We start from the raw sequence: 18,550 nt of genomic DNA, 5'->3' as shown, positions 1-18,550 counted from the left end.
CTCAAAAGCAGAAGATTGATGAGGAGACATACCATGCGTTTCATGATGATCGTCAAGGCGAGCGAGAACTCGGAGAAAGGCGTCCTGCCGAGCAACGAGCTCATCAGCTCGATGAACAAGTACAACCAGGAGCTCGCGAAGGCGGGCGTCCTGCTCGACCTCGACGGACTCGCACCGTCGTCGCAAGGCGCGCGAGTGGTTTTCAAGGGCGACAAACGGTCCGTCGTCGACGGTCCGTTCGCCGAAACGAAGGAGCTCATCGCCGGCTTCTGGGTGATCCAGGCGAAGTCGCTCGACGAGGCGATCGAGTGGGCGAAGCGAGCGCCGAACCCGCACCCCGATGGCGCCGAGACGCACCTCGAGATCCGCCGGGTCTTCGAACTTGAAGACTTCGGCGACATCCCGGCGGTCAAGGAAGCACGCGAGCTCGGAGAGCAGTTGACGAAGAAATAGCTGCTCGACTCGACGAGGACATGATGCCGGAGGCGGACGTCAAGCGCACGATCGACGCGGTCTGGAGGATAGAGTCGGCACGGCTCATCGCCGGGATCGCGCGGATCGTGCGCGACGTCGCCGTTGCGGAGGAACTCGCGCACGACGCGCTCGTCGTAGCGCTCGAACGGTGGCCGCAGACCGGCGTGCCCGACAATCCAGCCGCCTGGCTCATGGCGACGGCGAAGCATCGAGCGATCGACCGCGTGCGCCGCTCGCAACGTTTCGACGATAAGCGCGACGAGGTCGCGGCGGATGTCCGAGCGGATCAAGTGCAAAGCGATGACGTCGACTCGATGCTCGACGACTTCAAAGACGATATGCTCAGGCTGATCTTCGTCGCGTGCCACCCAGTGCTCTCGCTCGATGCACGCGTCGCGCTGACGCTTCGCCTCGTGGGCGGCCTGACGACCGAAGAGATAGCGGGAGCGTTCCTCGTTCCCGAGGCGACGATCGCTCAACGGATCGTCCGCGCGAAGCGGACGCTGTCGGAGGCGCGCGTGCCTTTCGAGGCACCCAGCGGCGGAGAACTCGAGAAGCGTCTGCCCGCAGTGCTCGAGGTCATCTACCTAATCTTCAACGAGGGCTACTCCGCGACCGCCGGTGACGACTGGGTTCGGCCGGAGCTGTGCAACGACGCGCTTCGTCTCGGCCGCATCGTCGCCGAACTGGTGCCGCAGGAATCGGAGGCCCATGGGCTCGTGGCGCTCATGGAGATCCAGGCTTCGCGCCTGCGCGCGCGGATCGGGTCGTCGGGCGAGCCGGTCTTGCTTCTCGACCAAGACCGCTCGCGCTGGGATCGCCTGCTCGTTCGGCGCGGTCTCGCTGCGCTCGACCGAGCGGAGCGGCTCGGCGGCGCGCTTGGGCCGTACGCGCTCCAAGCAGCGATCGCGGCGTGCCACGCGCGAGCACATACCGCCGCCGACACCGACTGGGCTCGGATCGTCGCGCTTTACGACGCGCTCGCACAGCTGGACCCATCGCCGATCGTCGACCTCAATCGCGCGGTCGCGGTCGGCATGGCGTTCGGTCCGCAAGCAGGTCTGACGATAGTCGATTCGCTCGCCAGCGAGCGCACGCTCGCGACGTACTATCTGCTGCCGAGCGTCCGCGGGCACTTGCTCGCCGAACTCGGGCGTTTTTCCGAAGCGCGTGCGGAGTACGCGCGCGCGGCCTCGCTCACGAGGAACGCTCGCGAACGCGATCTGCTCCTCAAGCGCGCTGCGACGTGCGCGCGCCGGAGCGCCGATGCGCAAACGAAACGCGATGCCGGCTAAGACGACGAAGGCGGGGAAAGACGCCAGCGCGACGATCGACGTCTACCTCGTCGATGGCACGTACGAGCTCTTCCGGCATTTCTTCGCTGTTCCGCCGTCGCGCGACGCCGGCGGTCAAGAGATCGGTGCGGTGCGAGGCGTCGTCGCATCGGTGCTGTCGATGCTCGAGAGCGGCGTACGCTATATCGGCGTCGCGACTGATCACGTCATCGAATCATTCCGTAACGACCTCTATCGCGGCTACAAGACGGGTGAAGGTGTCGACCCGGAGCTCATGTCGCAATTCCCGATCCTCGAAGCGGCTCTCGACGCGCTCGGCACGCTCGTGTGGCCGATGGTCGACGTCGAGGCCGACGACGCGCTCGCGGCGGCGGCGGTCAAAGCGGCGGCCGACTCGCGCGTCAGGCGCGTCATCGTCTGTACGCCGGATAAGGATCTCGGCCAATGCGTCTCGGGAACGCGGATCGTCCAGCTCGATCGCCGGCGTGACGTCGTACGCGACGAGCAAGGCGTCGTCGACAAGTTCGGCGTCAAACCGGAGTCCATCCCCGACTATCTCGCGGTCGTCGGCGACAGCGCCGACGGCTTTCCCGGCATCGCCGGTTGGGGCGCGAAAGCGGCCTCGGCGGCGCTCTCGCGCTACGTCCATCTCGAGGCGATCCCGAAAGATTGGCGCCAGTGGGATCCGTCGATCGCTCGTGCGCGTGCGCTATCCGAGTCGCTGACGAAATCGTGGGATGACGCGCTGCTCTTCCGCGAGCTCGCGACGCTGCGGACGGACGTGCCGGTCTTTGACTCGATCGACGAACTTCGATGGGGCGGCCCGAAGGCGGAATTCAAAACGATGACCGAGCGGCTCAAAGCGCCCGAGATGCTCGAGCGCGCGCGCCGCATCGCGAACGGCTAGTCCCCAACAATGGAGCGGTCGACCTTTACGGTCGACCGCCGCGGCCTTGCATCAACCCGTGAGCTTGGCCCGACGTATGTCCAGAGGCGGCCGTTCCAAATTCAGAGCCTCCAATCGATCCCGTGATGATCGGCGGCTTCGATCGCCTCTTCGTAGCCTGCATCAGCGTGACGGACGATGCCGATGCCCGGGTCCGTCGTCAGGACGCGTGTCAACCGCGCTTGCGCATCGTCTGAACCATCGGCGACGACGACCATGCCCGCATGGATCGAATAGCCGATGCCGACCCCGCCGCCGTGATGGACGCTCACCCAATGGGCGCCGCCAACAGCGTTGAGCAGCGCGTTGAGGATCGGCCAGTCGGCGATCGCGTCGGATCCGTCGAGCATCGCCTCGGTCTCGCGGTACGGCGATGCGACCGATCCCGTGTCGAGGTGGTCGCGGCCGATGACGATCGGCGCTTTCAACTCTCCGGAGCGGACCATCGAGTTGATGCGCAGGCCGAACTTCGCCCGTTCGCCGTAGCCGAGCCAGCAGATGCGCGCTGGCAAACCCTGGAATTTCACGCGCTCGCGTGCGAGCGCGATCCAGCGATGGAGATGTTCGTCGTCTGGGAACGTTTCGAGGAGTGCGTCGTCGAGCGCCGCGATGTCCGCTGGATCGCCCGACAGCGCCGCCCACCTGAACGGCCCCTTACCCTCGCAGAACAGCGGCCGGATGAAGGCCGGGGTGAAGCCTGGGAACGCGAACGCGTCCTTGACGCCGCCGCGGGCGGCTTGATGACGGATGTTGTTGCCGTAGTCGAAGACGATCGCGCCGTGCTTCTGAAAACCGATCATCGCGTCGACGTGCGCGACGATCGATTCGAGCGCGCGGTGTTCGTACTGCTTCGGATCCTGCTCGCGCAGCTCGTCCGCCCCTTCGATCGTCATGCCGCGTGGGACGTAACCTGTGAGCACGTCATGCGCGGCGGTCTGGTCGGTGACGACGTCGATCGGCGCATGGCGGCGAAGCAGGTCGGGGAAGACATCTGCGGCATTGCCGATGAGGGCGATGGAAAGCGCGCGCTCGTCTTTCGCAGCATCGGTCGCAAGCTCGAGCGCCTCGTCGATCGTCGACGCGGCCACGTCGCAATACTTTCCTTCGATCCGCCGGCGCGCGTGCTCCGGATCGATCTCGACGCAGATCGCGACGCCACCGTTCATCGTCACTGCGAGTGGCTGCGCGCCGCCCATGCCGCCGAGTCCCGCAGTGAGCACGATGCGGCCCTTGAGCGATCCGCCGAAATGCTTGCGCGCGAGCGCGCCAAAGGTCTCGTAGGTCCCCTGTAAGATGCCTTGCGTGCCGATGTAGATCCACGAACCGGCGGTCATCTGTCCGTACATCGTGAGACCAGCGGCTTCGAGTTTGCGGAACGTATCCCAATCGGCCCACGCAGGCACGAGCATCGCGTTCGAGATGAGGACGCGTGGTGCAGCCTCGTGCGTCTTGAAGACGGCGACGGGCTTGCCGGACTGGACGAGCAGCGTCTCATCGTTCTTCAAACGCTTGAGCGTGCGGACGATGGCGTCGTACGCTTCCCATGATCGTGCCGCTCGACCGCTGCCGCCATACACGACGAGATCTTCGGGCCGCTCGGCGACCTCTGGGTCGAGGTTGTTCATGAGCATCCGCATCGCAGCTTCCTGGCCCCAGCCGTTGCAGGACAGCTGCGGTCCGCGCGGCGCCCGGATCACGCGGTCAGCGTGCGTCGTGCTCATCGCTTCCTTTCAAGAAATTCGGTAATGCTCACAGCGATCCGAGCTCCGCTTCGACCGCGCGCACGATCGAGCCGTTAGCTACGAGCTCACGCGCGGCGGCCATATCGATGCTCAATTGGCGATCCGTTTCGAGATGCGCGATCCGTTCGCGGATCACGCGATGCGCGATCGCCGTGCCGCGGCCGAACGAAAGCGGCCGGCGGAAATCGAGCGCCTGCGCGGCCTCGAGCAGCTCGATCGCGATCACCGTCTCGACGTTGGTGAGCACTTGCTCGCAATGACGCGCCGAAATCGTCCCCATGCTCACATGATCTTCTTGGCCGGCCGATGTCGGGATCGAGTCGACCGACGCCGGATGCGCGAGCGTCTTGTTCTCGGAAACGAGCGCCGCGGCGGTGTACTGCGCGAGCATGAAGCCGCTGTTCAGCCCGTGATGCTCGGTGAGGAACGGCGGCAGTCCTTCGAGCCCGTCGAGCAGCTTGTAGTTGCGCCGCTCGGAGATCGAGCCGAGCTCTGACAGCGCGATCGAAAGGTAGTCCATCGCGAGCGCGATTGGTTCGCCGTGGAAATTGCCGCCGCTGATGAAGTCGCCGTCTTCGGGGAAGACGATCGGGTTGTCGGTCACCGAATTCATCTCGACTTCAACGATGCCGCGGACGAAGCGCAACGTGTCGCGTACGGCACCGTGGACGACCGCGGTGCAGCGAAACGAGTACGGGTCTTGTACGCGATCGCACCCCTCGTGCGAGTCCATCACCGCGGAATCGCGAAGCAGATGCCGGATGTTCGCTGACACCTGCGCTTGCCCGGCATGGCGACGCAACGCGCTCAGCCGCTCGTCGAACGCCGCCTCGCTGCCGAGGAATGCCTCGAGGCTCATCGCCGCAGCGATATCGGCCGCTTTGCACAGAGTTTCGGCGCGAACCAGTGCTAGCGCGCCGATCGCGGTCATCACCTGCGTGCCGTTGATGAGCGAAAGGCCCTCCTTGAACGACAACGTCAGCGGCGCGATTCCCGCCCGGCGCAACGCATCGGCGCTCGGCATGCGCACGCCATCGAAGGAGGCCTCGCCTTCGCCGACGAGTACGAGCGCCATGTGCGCGAGCGGCGCCAAGTCGCCCGACGCGCCGACCGAGCCCTGCGAAGGGATCACCGGCGTCACGCCGCGATCGAGCAGCGCGAGCAGACCTTCGATGATCTCGATCCGCACGCCGGAGTTGCCGTACGCGAGCGAGTGCGCGCGAAGCAGCACGCTCGCGCGCGTCGCGTCGACCGGCAGCGGATCGCCGACGCCGCTCGCATGGCTACGGACGAGATTGAGCTGCAGCGCCTTTGCGTCTTCCGGAGGGATGCGGACGTTCTTCAACTTGCCGAAGCCCGTCGTGACGCCGTAGACAGCGTCCGCACGCGAGACGGTCTGCTCGACGAGATCGCGCGCAGCCCGTACCTTTTCGCGCACCGATGCCGCGAGCGCGACCGGCCTAGCGTCGCACGCCACCGCCCAGACGAGCGGAAGCGTGAGATTGGTTCCGTCTATTTCGACGGGAGCGACGGCCACCATTACGCGCGCCTTCGCCGCGAAAACGCGGTCTCCGCCTACGCGTTTAGTCGAATGCGGCCGCGATGGCCTCCGTCACAGTTCTGACCGAGACGAACGAGCATCCACTAGAAGTCAACGCGGCGCTCGACGCAGCGGGCACTACGGGCCGCCGAAAGCCGAGCTTCGCGGCCTCGTTTGCGCGCCGGACTGCGCCGGTGACGGCCCGGACTTCGCCGGCGAGGCCGATCTCGCCGAAGCACGCGAGATCCTCTCGAACGGCCCGATTCCGAAACGCCGACGCGATCGCTAGCGCCATCCCCAAGTCGGCGGCCGGATCGACGACACGCAAGCCGCCCGCGACGCTGATATACACGTCTTGGTCGGCCAGCCGCATGCCGCACCGGCGCTCGAGCACGGCGACGATCATGCACGCGCGGTTGTAGTCGAGGCCGCTCACCAAGCGCCGAGGCGTGCCGTAGCCCGCAGACGACACGAGCGCTTGGACCTCGACGAGCATGGGGCGCACCCCGTGAAGCGTCGCGGTGACGGCCGAGCCGGAGACCGCGGCGCGTTCGCCGAGAAACAGCTGCGAAGGATCGCGGACCTCGCTCAAGCCGCCCTCGTCCATCGCAAAGACGCACACCGCGTCGGTCGCCCCGAACCTGTTCTTCGTCGCGCGCAAGACACGATGCGGACCGAGCCGCTCGCCTTCGAAGTAGAGAACGACGTCGACGATGTGCTCGAGGACCTTCGGGCCGGCGATCGCGCCGTCTTTGGTGACGTGTCCGACGAGCACGACAGCACAGCCGGTTTCTTTCGCGTGGCGCGTGATCGCGAGCGCGCACTCGCGGACTTGCGACGGAGATCCGGGCGACCCTTCGACCTCGGCGAGCGCGATCGTCTGGACGGAATCGACGACGACGAGCGCAGGCCTCGAAGCTCCTATCGCCGCGATGATCTCGGCCGCATCGGTCGACGCGACGAGCATGATGTCACTCGACGCCTCTAGGCGCGCGGCATGCGACTTGATCTGCGCCGCCGACTCTTCGGCGGAGCAATACAACACGGGAAGATCGCGGCTCAAGCAGTCGAGGAGCCGCAGCGCAAGCGTCGATTTCCCGATGCCTGGAGTTCCCGCGAGCAAAATGACGCTGCCGGCCACGATGCCGCCGCCGAGCACTTCGTCGAGATCGGCGAGTCCGGTCGCGATACGTCGCGCAGGTCGTCCATCGACGTCGGAAAGCCGGGTCGGCGTCGCGCCTGGCGCGGCCAAAGCCGACGAAAGCTGGCGGCCGCGACGCGCAGATCGCCCTTTCGGAGCTCGCGGAGCTTCGTCGAACGTGTTCCATGCGTCACAGCCGGGGCAACGGCCGAGCCATCGCGGCGATTCGTGGCCGCACGCGCCGCAGAAGTAGACGGTGAGCGTCTTCGGCATTCGCGCGCATTCGATGGCAGGACCAGCCAAGCCCGCCACGGGAACGCAACCTGTTGTTATGCCGCCGCTGCACATCGCCATAGACGGCCCGGTCGCATCGGGGAAAAGCACGGTGGCGCGTCTGCTCGCGCAACGCTTGGCGTGCGCGTTTCTCGACACCGGCGCGCTCTATCGCGCCGTCGCGTTCGCGGTGATCCAACGCGGCATCTCGCCCGAGGATGAGCGCTCCGTCGCTTCGCTGGTCGAAATCGCCGATCCAAAGGTCGTCGTCGACGCGAAGACGCCGCTCGGCTATCGCATTCGGATCGACGGCCGCGTGCTCGGCGACGAACTGTTTTCGCCGACCGTTTCGCAAGCCGTCTCCGCCATCGCAGCGAACGCGGCCGTCCGCAAGCACCTCGTCGGCGCCCAGCGCTCCTTCGCCGAGGGCCGCGACGTCATCATGGCAGGACGAGACATCGGATCGGTCGTCTTGCCGGACGCGACGTTCAAGTTCTTCCTCACCGCGTCGGTCGATGCGCGCGTCGAGCGGCGGTTGCGCGAACTTCTCGACAAAGGCGTCGCGATCGACCGCGAGACGCTCAAGGGCGAGATCGAGCGCCGCGACGAGCGCGACCGCACGCGCAAGGCATCGCCGCTCGTGATCGCGCCCGATGCTGTCGTCATCGATTCGTCCGAGCTCACCGTCGAACAAGTCGTCGACAGGCTCGAAACGCTCGTCCGCAAGGCGCAGCCTGCGTGAGCCTTTACTCGTTCACGAAGAGCGTGTTGCGCCCGCTGACTCGCACCGCTTTCGACGCACACGTCACGGGAACGGAGAACGTTCCGCTCGACGGCGGGCTCGTCGTCGCTGCGAATCATCGATCGTACCTCGATCCGCCGCTGCTCGGCACGTGGTTTCCGCGGACGATCCACTTCATGGCCAAACAAGAGCTTTTCAAGATCTTCGTTCTCGGGTCGCTCATCAGGGCTGTGCACGCGTTTCCCGTCGATCGCGAGCGCGCGGATGTTGCCGCCATACGACAAGCGCTGCGCATCCTCAAACGCGGCGACGTCGTCGGCATCTTCCCGGAGGGCACGCGCAATCTCGCCGGCGAGGCGCAAGCGCGCGGCGGTGCGGTGCTGCTCGCGGCGACAGCGCATTGCCCGATCGTGCCTGTCGCGCTCGTTAACACGCAGTTCGCGGTGCGGCGGTTGCGAGCGAGCAAAGTCGAAGTGCGCATCGGTGAGCCGATCGTGCTCCAGGGAAGCGAACGAAAAGCGACGAAAGCGGAAATCGAGCGATGGACCGCCGATCTCTCGCAGCGCATCGAGCGACTCGCCGCAAGCTGAAGAATATGGAAATCGTCAAGGCACGCACCCAAGGGTTCTGTTTCGGCGTCGAGCTGACGTATAAGAAGGCGCTCGCGGAGACGACCGAGCGCGACGACGTCTACACGATGGGGAACATCGTCCACAACCCGCTCATCGTCAAAGAACTCGACGATAAGGGGCTCAAGAACGTCGAGTCGCTCGACGACATCGACGCGGGCACTCTCTTCGTCCGGGCCCACGGCTTGCCGCCTCAAGTCATCGCCCATGCAGAAGCAAAAGGTTTGCGCGTCGCCGATGCGACGTGTCCGATGGTGACGCGCACGCAGCGCCTCGCCGCGAAGCTTGCGGCGGAAGGCCGCAGCGTCATCATCCTCGGCGACCCGAATCATCCCGAAGTGCGCGGCATCGCCGGACATGCGCCTGGCTGCCTCGTCCTCAACGAGTGGCCCGAAGATGAGACGCAGATCCGCCGGCTGCGCCGCATCGCCGTCGTTTCGCAGAGCACGCTCAACGGCGACAAGTTCAAGGAGCTCGTCGGGCGTATCGCCGCGATCAACTACGAAGTGCGTGTCTACAACACGATCTGCTCCGATACGCAGGGACGCCAGGAATCCTCGCGCGATCTCGCACGCGAAGTCGACACGATGGTCGTCATCGGCGGCACGAAGTCGGCGAATACGCGACACCTCGCCGAGATAGCGAAAGCCGAAGGTGCTACCCCCCATCTCATCGAGAACGCGGCCGATCTGAAGCGCGAGTGGTTCGCAGAGACGCAGCGCGTGGGGATCGCGACCGGCGCTTCGACGCCCGGTTTCTTGACGGACGAAGTCGTCGCGCAGCTCCAGGATTGGTTCCCCTCGGCCGAGCTGGTCGAAGCCTGAGCGCACTGAATCCGCTCGACACATTCGAGGACCGGCTCCGCGCGTTCTTCGAGCGCGCGTCGAACGTCGTTCCCGTCTACGCGCAGATCGCCCACCATCTCGGCTACGTGCCCGGCACGCCTGCTCGCCGCGGCAAACGCCTCCGGCCGCGTCTGACGATCGCCGCGGCCCAGTCGTGCGGAGGCTCGCTCGAGCGCGCTTTGCCGGCGGGCATCGCCGTCGAGCTGCTCCACAACTATTCGCTCGTCCACGACGACATCGAAGACGGCGACCGCATGCGGCACGGACGCGAGACCGTCTGGTCCGCTTTTGGTCTGCCTCATGGCGTCAATGCCGGCGACGCGATCGGCGCGATGGCGCAGCTCGCGCTCGCATCCGCGACGCCGCCGCTCGACGAACGGGTCGCTTTCGCGATGTCCATGGACCTGGCGACCGCGAACTTGCGCATGTGCGAAGGCCAATCGCTCGATCTCGCCTTCGAGCGCGTCGAGCGCGCGACCGTCGACTCCTACGTCGAGATGATCGGTGGAAAAACGGCGGCGCTGTTCGCGTGCTGCGGATCGCTCGGCGCGAGAAGCGCGTTCGGCGACGCGGCGCTCATCGAGCGCTGCACGGACGTGGGCAGGCTCTTCGGCATCGCATTCCAGATCCAAGACGATGTGATCGGCACGTGGGGCGACTCGCTCGCCACCGGCAAGTCCGCCGATGGCGACCTCGCGCGGCGGAAGAAGACCTATCCGATCGTCTGGGCCATCGAGCGCGATCCGAGCGGTGCGGGGCGAGCTGTGGTCGAGACGTACTCGAAGCCGGGCGCGACGCTCGATTCTGCGTCCGTCGAATCGTTGCGATCGCTGCTCGAATCGGCAGGCGCGCGCGAGGCGGCAGTCGCCGCGGCTTCGGATTGTTTCGCTCGCGCGCTCGCCCGAGCCGCCGGGCTCACCCCGCTCGAATCGTTCATCGAAAGCTCACGCGCGGAGCTTCACGAGCCTTGAAAAGGGGACGACGCGAGCGTCGAGAGAACGGAGAGCGGCGTGTCTAGACGCCCGCAATCATCCGTTGCCACGTCGACCGATGCCGTAGCCGAAGACAAACCGTCTCGCGGCCTGCCGCTAGCCCGCAAGGAGATCCTTGCGGTCCTTTTCGTCACGCTGCTCGCGCTCATCATCCGCGCGATCTTGCTCCCCGCACCAGGTCACTATACCGACGTCGCGACCTTCGAAGCGTGGATGCATACGCTCGCGCAAGACGGCCCGAAGGCGTTCTATGCCAACGCCGGCTTCGTCGACTATCCGCCCGGCTATATGCTCATCCTGTGGATAGTCGGCCTCATCTACCATGCGACGGCACAGTACAGCGATTTCAGCGGCGAAGCGATGCGCGTCTTCGTCAAGCTGCCCGGCGTCATCTGCGATCTCTTCATCGGCTACCTCGTCTATCTCATCGCGCGACGCTCGTGGCCGGTCGCCGGCGCGATCGTCGCGATGGCGGTCTTCTCGCTGAACCCAGCGTCGTGGCTCGTCTCGGCATACTGGGGTCAGGCGGACTCGGTCGCAGCGGTGTTCCTCGTCTGGGCGATCTATCTCGCGGTGACGAAGCGCTTCGAGTTCGCGTGGCTTATGATCGCCTTCGCTGTGCTCATCAAACCGCAGCCGCTCGTCGTCGCGCCGCTGTTCCTCATCTGGCAGATCCGGATGCAGGGTCTCACATGGCGTCTCGCGCTGATCCCGGTCATCGGTTTTGCCGTCGCCTTCTTCGGGTCGCTGCCGTTCGCGCCCGTCTCCGATCCGGTCGGCGTCATCTCGTGGCTCTACGACCGCTACCACGCGGGCATCACGGTCTATCCGTACAACTCGGTCAACGCGCTCAATCTCTACTCGATCAACCGCGATTTCTATCAGCCGGACGACCAGCCGATACAATTCTTCGGGCTCGATCTCGGTCCGCAATACGCGTGGGGCATGGGCATTTTCATCGCGCTGCTCTGCGCCGTCGGGTGGCGGCTTTGGCGCACGCTCGGCGAGACGAAAGACGACGACGGCCGCGAGCTGACTTTCTACACCGCATGCTTCGTCGTCGCGCTCGGCTTCTTCATGGTCGTCACGCGTCAGCACGAGCGCTACCTCTTCACCGCGCTCGCGATCGTGCCGCTCCTATGGAACGCGAGCCCCGTGCTCCGTCTCGCGACGGTCGTCCTATCCGCGACGTTCAGCTATAACCTGTTCTACGCGCTCCAATACCTCGCGTCGCCGAGCCAAGACCTCAACCCATATCTCGTCCATCCGATCTCGTTCATCAATTTCGCGATGCTCGTGCTCGTCGCGGGCTCGTTCCTCATCGACGAGGTCGGCGTCTGGGCGAATGCGCGGCTCGCCGCGTTCGGCGGAGCCTCAGAAGAGGAAAGCGCGGTTCAAGTGCGCCGCCGGCGAGGTCCGAATCCGTTCGAAGGGCTCGCGGGGTGGACACCGCGCGACGTCGCGATCGCCGCCGTGCTGACGATCGGCACCGGCATCCTCTTGTTCTGGAACGTGACGTTCCCGCCGGCGCGCATCTTCGACGAGATCTACTACGCTCGCGCCGCGCAGGAATATCTGCACGGCCAGAGCCTCTACGAATGGACGCATCCGCCGCTCACCAAGCTCATCGTCGCCTTCGGGGCATGGCTGTTCGGACCGCCGCACGGCAAGTTCGTCGACCCGTTCGGCGCGCGAATGGCGAACTGCATCATGGGCACGCTGTGGATCCCGCTCATCTACGCGTTCGCGAAGCGGCTCTTCGCCTCGACGGCGGGCGCGGTCATATCGGTCGTGCTGCTCGTGGCGAGCGGATACTACTACGTGCAGTCGCGCATCGCGACGCCCGAGATATCGGTCGCGTTCTTCGCACTGCTGACGCTCTATTGTTTCTATCGCTATTGGATAGCCTCGCAGGTCGTCGCAGTCGATGAAGCGCCGCGATATCCGCGCCTCGAGACGGGCCTGGCTGCTTTTGGCGTCGTCCTCGCGCTCATCATCCTTATCTACGCCGAAGTCGCGGTCTACAACGGCCAGCACTGGAACCAGACATTCATCCCGTACGCGATAGCGGTCGTGACGTTCTCGACCGCGGTCGCGATATGGTCAAGCCGCTATCGGCGGGCGCGCGTCAAGAAGACGGGCGTGGTCTACCCGGACGGCTCGATGACGGATGGCCAAAACGTCCAGTTCGCGAGCGGCGAGTCAAAACCGTTGAAGTCGTCGTCGATCGTCGACGGTACGACCAAGGTCACCTGGCAGCAAAGCGGCGTCGAATTCGTGGATGGAGCGGATCGCGTCGTCTGGCGTTCGGACGGCACCATCGAAGGGACCGTCGGCGGGCAGCAGGTCAAAGAACGCCAGCGTTGGGGCTTATGGCTTGCGCTGAGCGCGCTGTCGCTCGCATGCTTCATCTCGAGCAAATGGGATGGGCTTTTCGCGCTTGCGGCGCTCTGGGCGATCATGGCTGCCGTTTACCTTCAACAATTCTTCGCCGCGCGCAAGCGTACGCCGAAAGCGGCGGGCTCCGAGCCGGTGCGGTTCGCTTGGGGCAACCCGCTCGGGTCGCGGCTGCCGCTCTATCTGTCGACGACGATCGCGGTCGTGCTCGTCTTCTACGTGCTCACGTACTTGCCGAACTGGACGGGTGCGATTTCGACTGGAACCGCGATGATCAACCAGGGCGGTTTTTCCGGACTGTTGTCGCTCCAGTACCAGATGTACCACTACCACGCGACGCTCACGGCGACGCATATCTACAGCTCGAGATGGTGGACGTGGCCGCTGGAGCTGCGGCCCGTCTCCTACTACTACGATCCCGGCACCGGCAAGCCGCCCGATCAAATCGTCGGAGAGATCGTGAGCATCGCGAATCCGGGCGTGTGGTGGGCCGGCATCATCACGGTGCCGTGGGCCGCGTACCTCGCGTGGCGCGAGCGGCATAAAGGGATCGCTTTGCTCATCATCGCGTACCTGGCGCAGTGGCTGCCGTGGTCGCTTTCGCCGCGCATCGACTTCCTCTACAATTTCTTCCCGAACCTCGCCGTCATCTGTCTGTGCTCGACGTACGTCATGCTGAACATCTGGCGCAGAGCCTCCGAAGCGGGGCCGACGACGAGGAACTGGGCCGCGGCCGGCATCGGCGCGTACGTGCTGCTGTGCATCGGGCTGTTCTTCTACTTCCTGCCGATATGGAACGGCACGCCCATACCGTGGCAGGCATGGGAATCGCGCATGTGGATCCAGGGGCCGATCGTGCACGGATGGATCTGACGTCCGAAACACCCGCGCGCGTCCAAGCGCTGACGATCTTCTTCCCCGCCTACAACGAAGAAGCGATCATCGAGCAGACCGTCCGCGGCGCGGTTCGCGCGGGCTCCGCCGTCGCGGACGACTTCGAAGTCGTCGTCGTCGACGACGGAAGCCGCGACGGAACGGCAGGCGTCGTCGAGAGACTCGCGGCGAACGACCCGCATGTCCGGCTCGAAAAACACGATCGCAATCGAGGCTACGGCGCAGCGCTTCGAACGGGCTTCGCGACGGCGCGCAACGACCTCGTGTTCTTCTCCGACGCGGACGGCCAGTTCGATCTGAACGAACTGCCGGCGCTGCTCGCCGCGCTGCCCGAAGCGCCGGTCGTCGTCGGCTATCGCATCAAGCGCAACGATCCGCCCCATCGCCTTTTCATCGCCAAGACGTACAACCTCATCGTCCGAGCCGTCTTCGGCCTGCGAGTCCGCGACATCGACTGCGCGTTCAAGCTCTTCCGCCGCGACGCGCTCTCGAAGGTGTCGCTCGAATCGAACGGCGCCTTCGTCAGTTCTGAGCTGCTCATCAAGCTGCGCCGCGCCGGCGTCCGGATCTCGGAGCGCGGCGTTCACCACTATCCTCGGACGACCGGCTACTCGAAAGGCGCCGGAGTCGCCGTCATCCTCAAGACGATCCGCGATATCGTCCGGCTGCGCCTCGGCATCCCCCTCCAAGGTTCTTGACTCCAGCGGCGAACGTACCGCGCATATGTCTGGACATTCCAAATGGCATAACATCAAGCTGAAGAAGGGCAAGGTCGACGCGCAGCGCGGCCAGCTCTTCACCAAGCTGTCGAAAGAGATCATCGTCGCGGCCAAGTCCGGATCGCCCGATCCGGATGCGAATTTCCGGCTCAAGATGGCGGTCGCGAAAGCGCGCGAGTACAACATGCCGATGGAGAACATCAAACGTGCCATCGCGCGTGCGACTGGCGCCGAGAAGGGCGCCGCGCTCGAGGAGATCCGCTACGAAGGCTACGGTCCAGGCGGCGTCGCGGTCATCGTCGACGCCGTGACCGACAACCGCCATCGGACCGCGGGTGAGATGCGGTACGTGTTCTCGCGCAACGCCGGCAACCTCGGCGAGAGCGGCTGCGTCGCCTGGATGTTCGACGAACGCGGCGTCGTGAAGATACCCGCTGAGGGCATCAGCGACGAGGACCTGCTCGCGCTTGCCGACGTCGACGGCGTCGTCGACGTGCGCGTCGACGGCGAGGTCGCGGAGATCCTGACAGACCCGCGAGCGCTCGGCGCGGCACGGGAAAAGGTCGAGCGCGACGTGCTCGCCCCGCGCGGCAAGACCGTCGACTCGGCCGCCGTCGAACTCGTCGCGAAGACGAAGGTCGACGTTTCGCCCGCGGACGCGGCGACCGTCCTCAAGCTGCTCGACGCGCTCGAAGAACACGAAGACGTCACGCACGTGTACTCGAACGCGGAGATTCCGGACGCCGTGCTCGAAACGCTCGCGTGAGGGATTCTCACGCGCCGAAACGGCGCAAGCGGGAGGAGCGACGACCACCGTTGCGGATCCGCTGGTCCGCGCTCGTCCTCCCGGGCCTCGGCCTTCTCGCGGTCATCGCGCTCATCTGGATCGCCGCGCAAGCGATGCGCATGCTTTCGCCCGCCGGCGCGTCGGTCTCGGTTCCGAGCTTCATCGGCATCCGCTACGCTAGCGCTCAAACCGTCGCCGCGAAGTCGCACCTGTCGCTCCACGTCGTCGCGCGCAAACCCGACTACCACGCGCCGAAAGACGATGTCGTCGGCCAGCTCCCCGCGGCCGGTGAGCACGTCCGCGAAGGGCGGGTCATCGACGTCGTCCTGTCCGACGGCGAGCCGCTGGCGCGCGTTCCGAACGTCGCGAACATGTCGGTCCGGGATGCAACCGTCGCCCTCGAGAACGCGCACCTCGACGTCGGCAGCGTCGGCTCGCAATACGACGCCGGCGTGCCGGAGGCGACCGTGCTGTCGCAACAGCCCGAGGCGCTGTCGCAAGTGACGGCGGGGACGAAAGTCGATCTCGTCATCGCAAAAGGCCAACCGGTCGCGTACGCGCCGAATTTCGTCGGGATGCCGATCAGCAACGCGCCGGCAGCAGCGAAAGAGGCGAACGTCAAGCTCGAGCCGGCGGTGCTGCTGCCGATCGCGCCGAGCGCACCGCCGAAGGGCATCATCGTCGCGCAAGACCCGCCGGCTGGACAACAGATGCGGCCGAACGAGACGATAACGCTCCAAGTGAGCGGCGGCGCGCTGCCGACGCCGATCCCGTCGCCGGGGTTGTTCCCGTCGCCCGGTGCATCGCAGCCCGGACAAACGTCGCCGACCGTCGGATCGCAGCCGCCGTCACCGGCGCCGTCGCCGACCGCGCGCGGTCTGCGCGTGTCGGTCGCGCTGCCCGAGTCGCCTACGCCGGTCCGCACCCGGGTCGTCATCGTTGACGCTACCGGCTCGCGGACGCTCTTCGATCAGAACACGCGCGGCGGCACGACGATCTCGTTCGACATCACCGTGACCGGCACGGCGACGCTGCAGACGTACGTCGGCGATCAGCTCGTCAATTCAACGCCGCTCTAGCGGGGCGTCATCAGGTCGCCCGAGAACGGGTGCGCATGACGCAATCGGGTGACGGCCGCGCGCGGCGGATCAAGATCGCGCCGTCTCTTCTTTCGGCGGACTTCGCACGCATCGCCGACCAGATCGCGCTCGTCGAGCGCGGCGGCGCCGACTACCTGCACATCGACGTCATGGACGGCCGCTTCGTTCCGAACATCACGTGGGGCCCGAAGATCATCAGCGACATGCGCCGCCTGACGAAGCTGCCGTTCGACACGCACCTCATGATCGTCGAGCCGGAGCGCTACGTCGAAGCGTTCGCAAAGGCCGGAGCCGACATCATCACGGTCCACTGGGAAGCGACCGTCCACGCGCACCGCCTCATCCACCAGATAAAGGAAGCGGGCGCGAAGGCGGGTCTCGCTATCAACCCGGCGACCCCGCTCGTCATCCTCGACGAGATCCTGCCGTACCTCGATCTGCTGCTCGTCATGAGCGTCAACCCGGGCTTTGGCGGGCAACGCTACATCGAGTCGTCGACCCCGAAGGTCGCAGCGGCGCGGAAGATGATCGCCGACCGGCACCTTCACGTCGAGCTCGAAGTCGACGGCGGCGTTCACGAGGAGAATGCCGCCTCGGTCGCGGCGGCGGGCGCCGACGTGCTCGTCATGGGCGCCGGCATCTTCAGCACCCCTGCGCCGGACGCGACGATCGGACGCGTTCGCGTGTCGTGCGCTCGATAGCGCCACCGCCGCTGCGCGAAGACTCGCTCATCGCGATGATCGCCGCGGCATGCGGCGCGCCGAGCCGGCCGCTTCGCGTCGGCATCGGCGACGATGCGGCCGCGTGGAAGCCGAACCCGCACCACCTCGCGCTCGTGACGACGGACATGATCGTCGACGACGTCCACTTCCGGACGCGGGATTCAAGCGCGGCGCTCATCGGTCGCAAAGCGCTCGCGAAGAGCCTTTCCGATATCGCCGCTATGGGCGGCCGACCCGTGCTCGCCGTGATCGCGCTCGGCGTGACGGCAGAACTCGACGAAGCGTGGTATCGCTCATTCTACGAAGGCATGAACGAGCTTGCGCGTGCGACCCATTGCGCGATCGCCGGCGGCGACATCGTGCGAACTCCTGCGTTGACGATCGGCGTCACCGTCATCGGCGAGGTGCGGAAGACGTCGATGCGGCTGCGTTCCGGCGCGAAAGCAGGCGATGTCATCGCGGTGACCGGCGCGCTCGGCTTGGCCGCCGCCGGGTTGCGCGCCCTCGATTCTCCCACTGGACGCGACCGGGCCAAAGATGCGATCGATGCGTACGAACGTCCGCAGCCGCGCATCGACGAAGGCGTCTTCCTCGGATCGCGCCGCGCGGTTCACGCGCTCATGGATATCTCGGACGGTCTGTCGACCGATGTGCGCCGGATGGCGAGAGCGTCGAAGGTCGATGCGGTCATCGAGGGGGACGCGCTCTACGTCCATCCGGCGCTGCGCGATGCCGGCGGCGAAGCACTCGATCTCATCCTCAACGGCGGCGACGATTACGAATTGATCGCGTCGATCGACAAGCGCGCCTTCGACCACGTCGCGCGTTCGTTCAAATCGCGCGCCGGCAGGCCGCTGCGCGCCATCGGCCGGTTCGAGCCGGGTCAGGGCGACGTGTGGCTCGATCGAAACGGAAAGCGCGAACCGCTCGAACCGGGCGGCTACGACCACTTCAAGCGGCTGCACGACTAAGAAATGTAGCGGTCGAGATTTATCTCGACCGCCGCGGCCAAAAGATGTAGCGGTCGAGATTTATCTCGACCGCCGCGGCCTTGCTAAGTGCGCGGGGTCATGGAGCGGTCGACCTTTACGGTCGACCGCCGCGGTCTTGCCAGTGCGAAGTCGTCATCGGTCGAGCTGAAGCTCGACCGCTACATCTCCCCTAGGAAAAACCGCGGCGGTCGAGCTAAAGTGTAGTGTCTACGGACCTTCGCTACACGTAAAATTAGGGTAAAGCGAGAGCCTTCCTGAAAGGTGTTTGTGCTTAGCAACCGCCTTCAGGAGGGCTCTTCATGTATTGTACCACGAACTCG

General features: G+C 65.6%; 16 protein-coding genes. 13 read left to right on the top strand and 3 right to left on the bottom strand.

Features of this window, described 5'->3' with window-relative positions; genetic code table 11:
- Positions 1-33 precede the first annotated feature (33 nt).
- From VFO25_11500 to VFO25_11490, 3 genes are read left to right on the top strand one after another with little or no spacing between them, the layout of a single operon-like run.
- Positions 34-453 carry a YciI family protein gene (locus VFO25_11500; protein ID HET9343526.1) on the top strand — a complete coding sequence of 140 codons (420 nt, stop codon included), beginning with the start codon at positions 34-36 and terminating at the stop codon, positions 451-453.
- A 20-nt stretch (positions 454-473) separates the two neighbouring features.
- Positions 474-1,769: an RNA polymerase sigma factor gene (locus VFO25_11495; GenBank protein HET9343525.1), complete on the top strand. Its 1,296-nt coding sequence runs from the start codon at positions 474-476 to the stop codon at positions 1,767-1,769.
- Entirely contained in the window at positions 1,759-2,676 is a 918-nt protein-coding gene (locus VFO25_11490) for a 5'-3' exonuclease H3TH domain-containing protein (protein HET9343524.1), read from the top strand. Before VFO25_11495 ends, VFO25_11490 begins: the two co-directional genes overlap by 11 nt.
- 101 nt (positions 2,677-2,777) lie before the next feature.
- Here the strand turns inward: VFO25_11490 and hutU are convergent, their stop codons facing one another.
- The 3 genes from hutU to radA are packed head-to-tail and all read right to left on the bottom strand — an operon-like array spanning position 2,778 to position 7,411.
- The gene (gene hutU / locus VFO25_11485; GenBank protein ID HET9343523.1) at positions 2,778-4,436 is read right to left on the bottom strand and encodes a urocanate hydratase; all 1,659 of its coding nucleotides are present in this window, start codon (positions 4,434-4,436) and stop codon (positions 2,778-2,780) included.
- A 28-nt stretch (positions 4,437-4,464) separates the two neighbouring features.
- Positions 4,465-5,997 carry a histidine ammonia-lyase gene (gene hutH / locus VFO25_11480; protein HET9343522.1) on the bottom strand — a complete coding sequence of 511 codons (1,533 nt, stop codon included), beginning with the start codon at positions 5,995-5,997 and terminating at the stop codon, positions 4,465-4,467.
- A 43-nt stretch (positions 5,998-6,040) separates the two neighbouring features.
- Complete coding sequence (radA, locus tag VFO25_11475) at positions 6,041-7,411, bottom strand: DNA repair protein RadA (GenBank protein HET9343521.1); 1,371 nt, start codon at positions 7,409-7,411, stop codon at positions 6,041-6,043.
- A 58-nt stretch (positions 7,412-7,469) separates the two neighbouring features.
- Between radA and cmk the strand changes: the two genes are divergently transcribed.
- The 10 genes from cmk to thiL are packed head-to-tail and all read left to right on the top strand — an operon-like array spanning position 7,470 to position 18,209.
- Complete coding sequence (cmk, locus tag VFO25_11470; GenBank protein ID HET9343520.1) at positions 7,470-8,153, top strand: (d)CMP kinase; 684 nt, start codon at positions 7,470-7,472, stop codon at positions 8,151-8,153.
- Positions 8,150-8,743, top strand: coding sequence for a lysophospholipid acyltransferase family protein (locus VFO25_11465; GenBank protein HET9343519.1), 594 nt, complete (start codon positions 8,150-8,152; stop codon positions 8,741-8,743). Before cmk ends, VFO25_11465 begins: the two co-directional genes overlap by 4 nt.
- The gene (gene ispH / locus VFO25_11460; protein HET9343518.1) at positions 8,695-9,606 is read left to right on the top strand and encodes a 4-hydroxy-3-methylbut-2-enyl diphosphate reductase; all 912 of its coding nucleotides are present in this window, start codon (positions 8,695-8,697) and stop codon (positions 9,604-9,606) included. The genes VFO25_11465 and ispH overlap by 49 nt, the downstream gene beginning before the upstream one ends.
- The gene (locus VFO25_11455; protein ID HET9343517.1) at positions 9,573-10,598 is read left to right on the top strand and encodes a polyprenyl synthetase family protein; all 1,026 of its coding nucleotides are present in this window, start codon (positions 9,573-9,575) and stop codon (positions 10,596-10,598) included. Before ispH ends, VFO25_11455 begins: the two co-directional genes overlap by 34 nt.
- A 39-nt stretch (positions 10,599-10,637) precedes the next feature.
- Positions 10,638-13,889 (top strand): phospholipid carrier-dependent glycosyltransferase, encoded by a 3,252-nt coding sequence (locus VFO25_11450; protein ID HET9343516.1) that lies wholly within the window; start codon positions 10,638-10,640, stop codon positions 13,887-13,889.
- Positions 13,880-14,608, top strand: a complete 729-nt coding sequence (locus tag VFO25_11445; GenBank protein HET9343515.1) for a glycosyltransferase family 2 protein — start codon at positions 13,880-13,882, stop codon at positions 14,606-14,608. Before VFO25_11450 ends, VFO25_11445 begins: the two co-directional genes overlap by 10 nt.
- Before the next feature lie 25 nt (positions 14,609-14,633).
- Positions 14,634-15,395, top strand: a complete 762-nt coding sequence (locus VFO25_11440; GenBank protein ID HET9343514.1) for a YebC/PmpR family DNA-binding transcriptional regulator — start codon at positions 14,634-14,636, stop codon at positions 15,393-15,395.
- Positions 15,396-15,445: 50 nt separating this feature from the next.
- Positions 15,446-16,495: a PASTA domain-containing protein gene (locus VFO25_11435; protein HET9343513.1), complete on the top strand. Its 1,050-nt coding sequence runs from the start codon at positions 15,446-15,448 to the stop codon at positions 16,493-16,495.
- A 35-nt stretch (positions 16,496-16,530) separates the two neighbouring features.
- On the top strand, positions 16,531-17,217 hold the full coding sequence (rpe, locus tag VFO25_11430) for a ribulose-phosphate 3-epimerase (protein ID HET9343512.1): 687 nt from the start codon (positions 16,531-16,533) through the stop codon (positions 17,215-17,217).
- On the top strand, positions 17,205-18,209 hold the full coding sequence (gene thiL / locus VFO25_11425; GenBank protein ID HET9343511.1) for a thiamine-phosphate kinase: 1,005 nt from the start codon (positions 17,205-17,207) through the stop codon (positions 18,207-18,209). Before rpe ends, thiL begins: the two co-directional genes overlap by 13 nt.
- Positions 18,210-18,550: the final 341 nt, after the last annotated feature.

The sequence above is a fragment of the Candidatus Eremiobacteraceae bacterium genome, from assembly GCA_035710745.1.
Lineage (GTDB): Bacteria > Vulcanimicrobiota > Vulcanimicrobiia > Eremiobacterales > Eremiobacteraceae > JANWLL01.
The sequence above is the reverse complement of the archived record's forward strand: the minus strand, read 5'-3'. Positions and strand labels throughout refer to the sequence as shown.

Bases quoted from the DNA above. Each gene is read 5' to 3' on its own strand.
- rpe (HET9343512.1), top strand. From the start codon at position 16,531: ATGACGCAATCGGGTGACGGCCGCGCGCGGCGGATCAAGATCGCGCCG.
- cmk (HET9343520.1), top strand. From the start codon at position 7,470: ATGCCGCCGCTGCACATCGCCATAGACGGCCCGGTCGCATCGGGGAAA.
- VFO25_11490 (HET9343524.1), top strand. From the start codon at position 1,759: ATGCCGGCTAAGACGACGAAGGCGGGGAAAGACGCCAGCGCGACGATC.
- hutU (HET9343523.1), bottom strand. From the start codon at position 4,436: ATGAGCACGACGCACGCTGACCGCGTGATCCGGGCGCCGCGCGGACCG.
- VFO25_11445 (HET9343515.1), top strand. From the start codon at position 13,880: ATGGATCTGACGTCCGAAACACCCGCGCGCGTCCAAGCGCTGACGATC.
- ispH (HET9343518.1), top strand. From the start codon at position 8,695: ATGGACCGCCGATCTCTCGCAGCGCATCGAGCGACTCGCCGCAAGCTG.
- hutH (HET9343522.1), bottom strand. From the start codon at position 5,997: ATGGTGGCCGTCGCTCCCGTCGAAATAGACGGAACCAATCTCACGCTT.
- radA (HET9343521.1), bottom strand. From the start codon at position 7,411: ATGCCGAAGACGCTCACCGTCTACTTCTGCGGCGCGTGCGGCCACGAA.
- VFO25_11500 (HET9343526.1), top strand. From the start codon at position 34: ATGCGTTTCATGATGATCGTCAAGGCGAGCGAGAACTCGGAGAAAGGC.
- VFO25_11495 (HET9343525.1), top strand. From the start codon at position 474: ATGATGCCGGAGGCGGACGTCAAGCGCACGATCGACGCGGTCTGGAGG.
- VFO25_11440 (HET9343514.1), top strand. From the start codon at position 14,634: ATGTCTGGACATTCCAAATGGCATAACATCAAGCTGAAGAAGGGCAAG.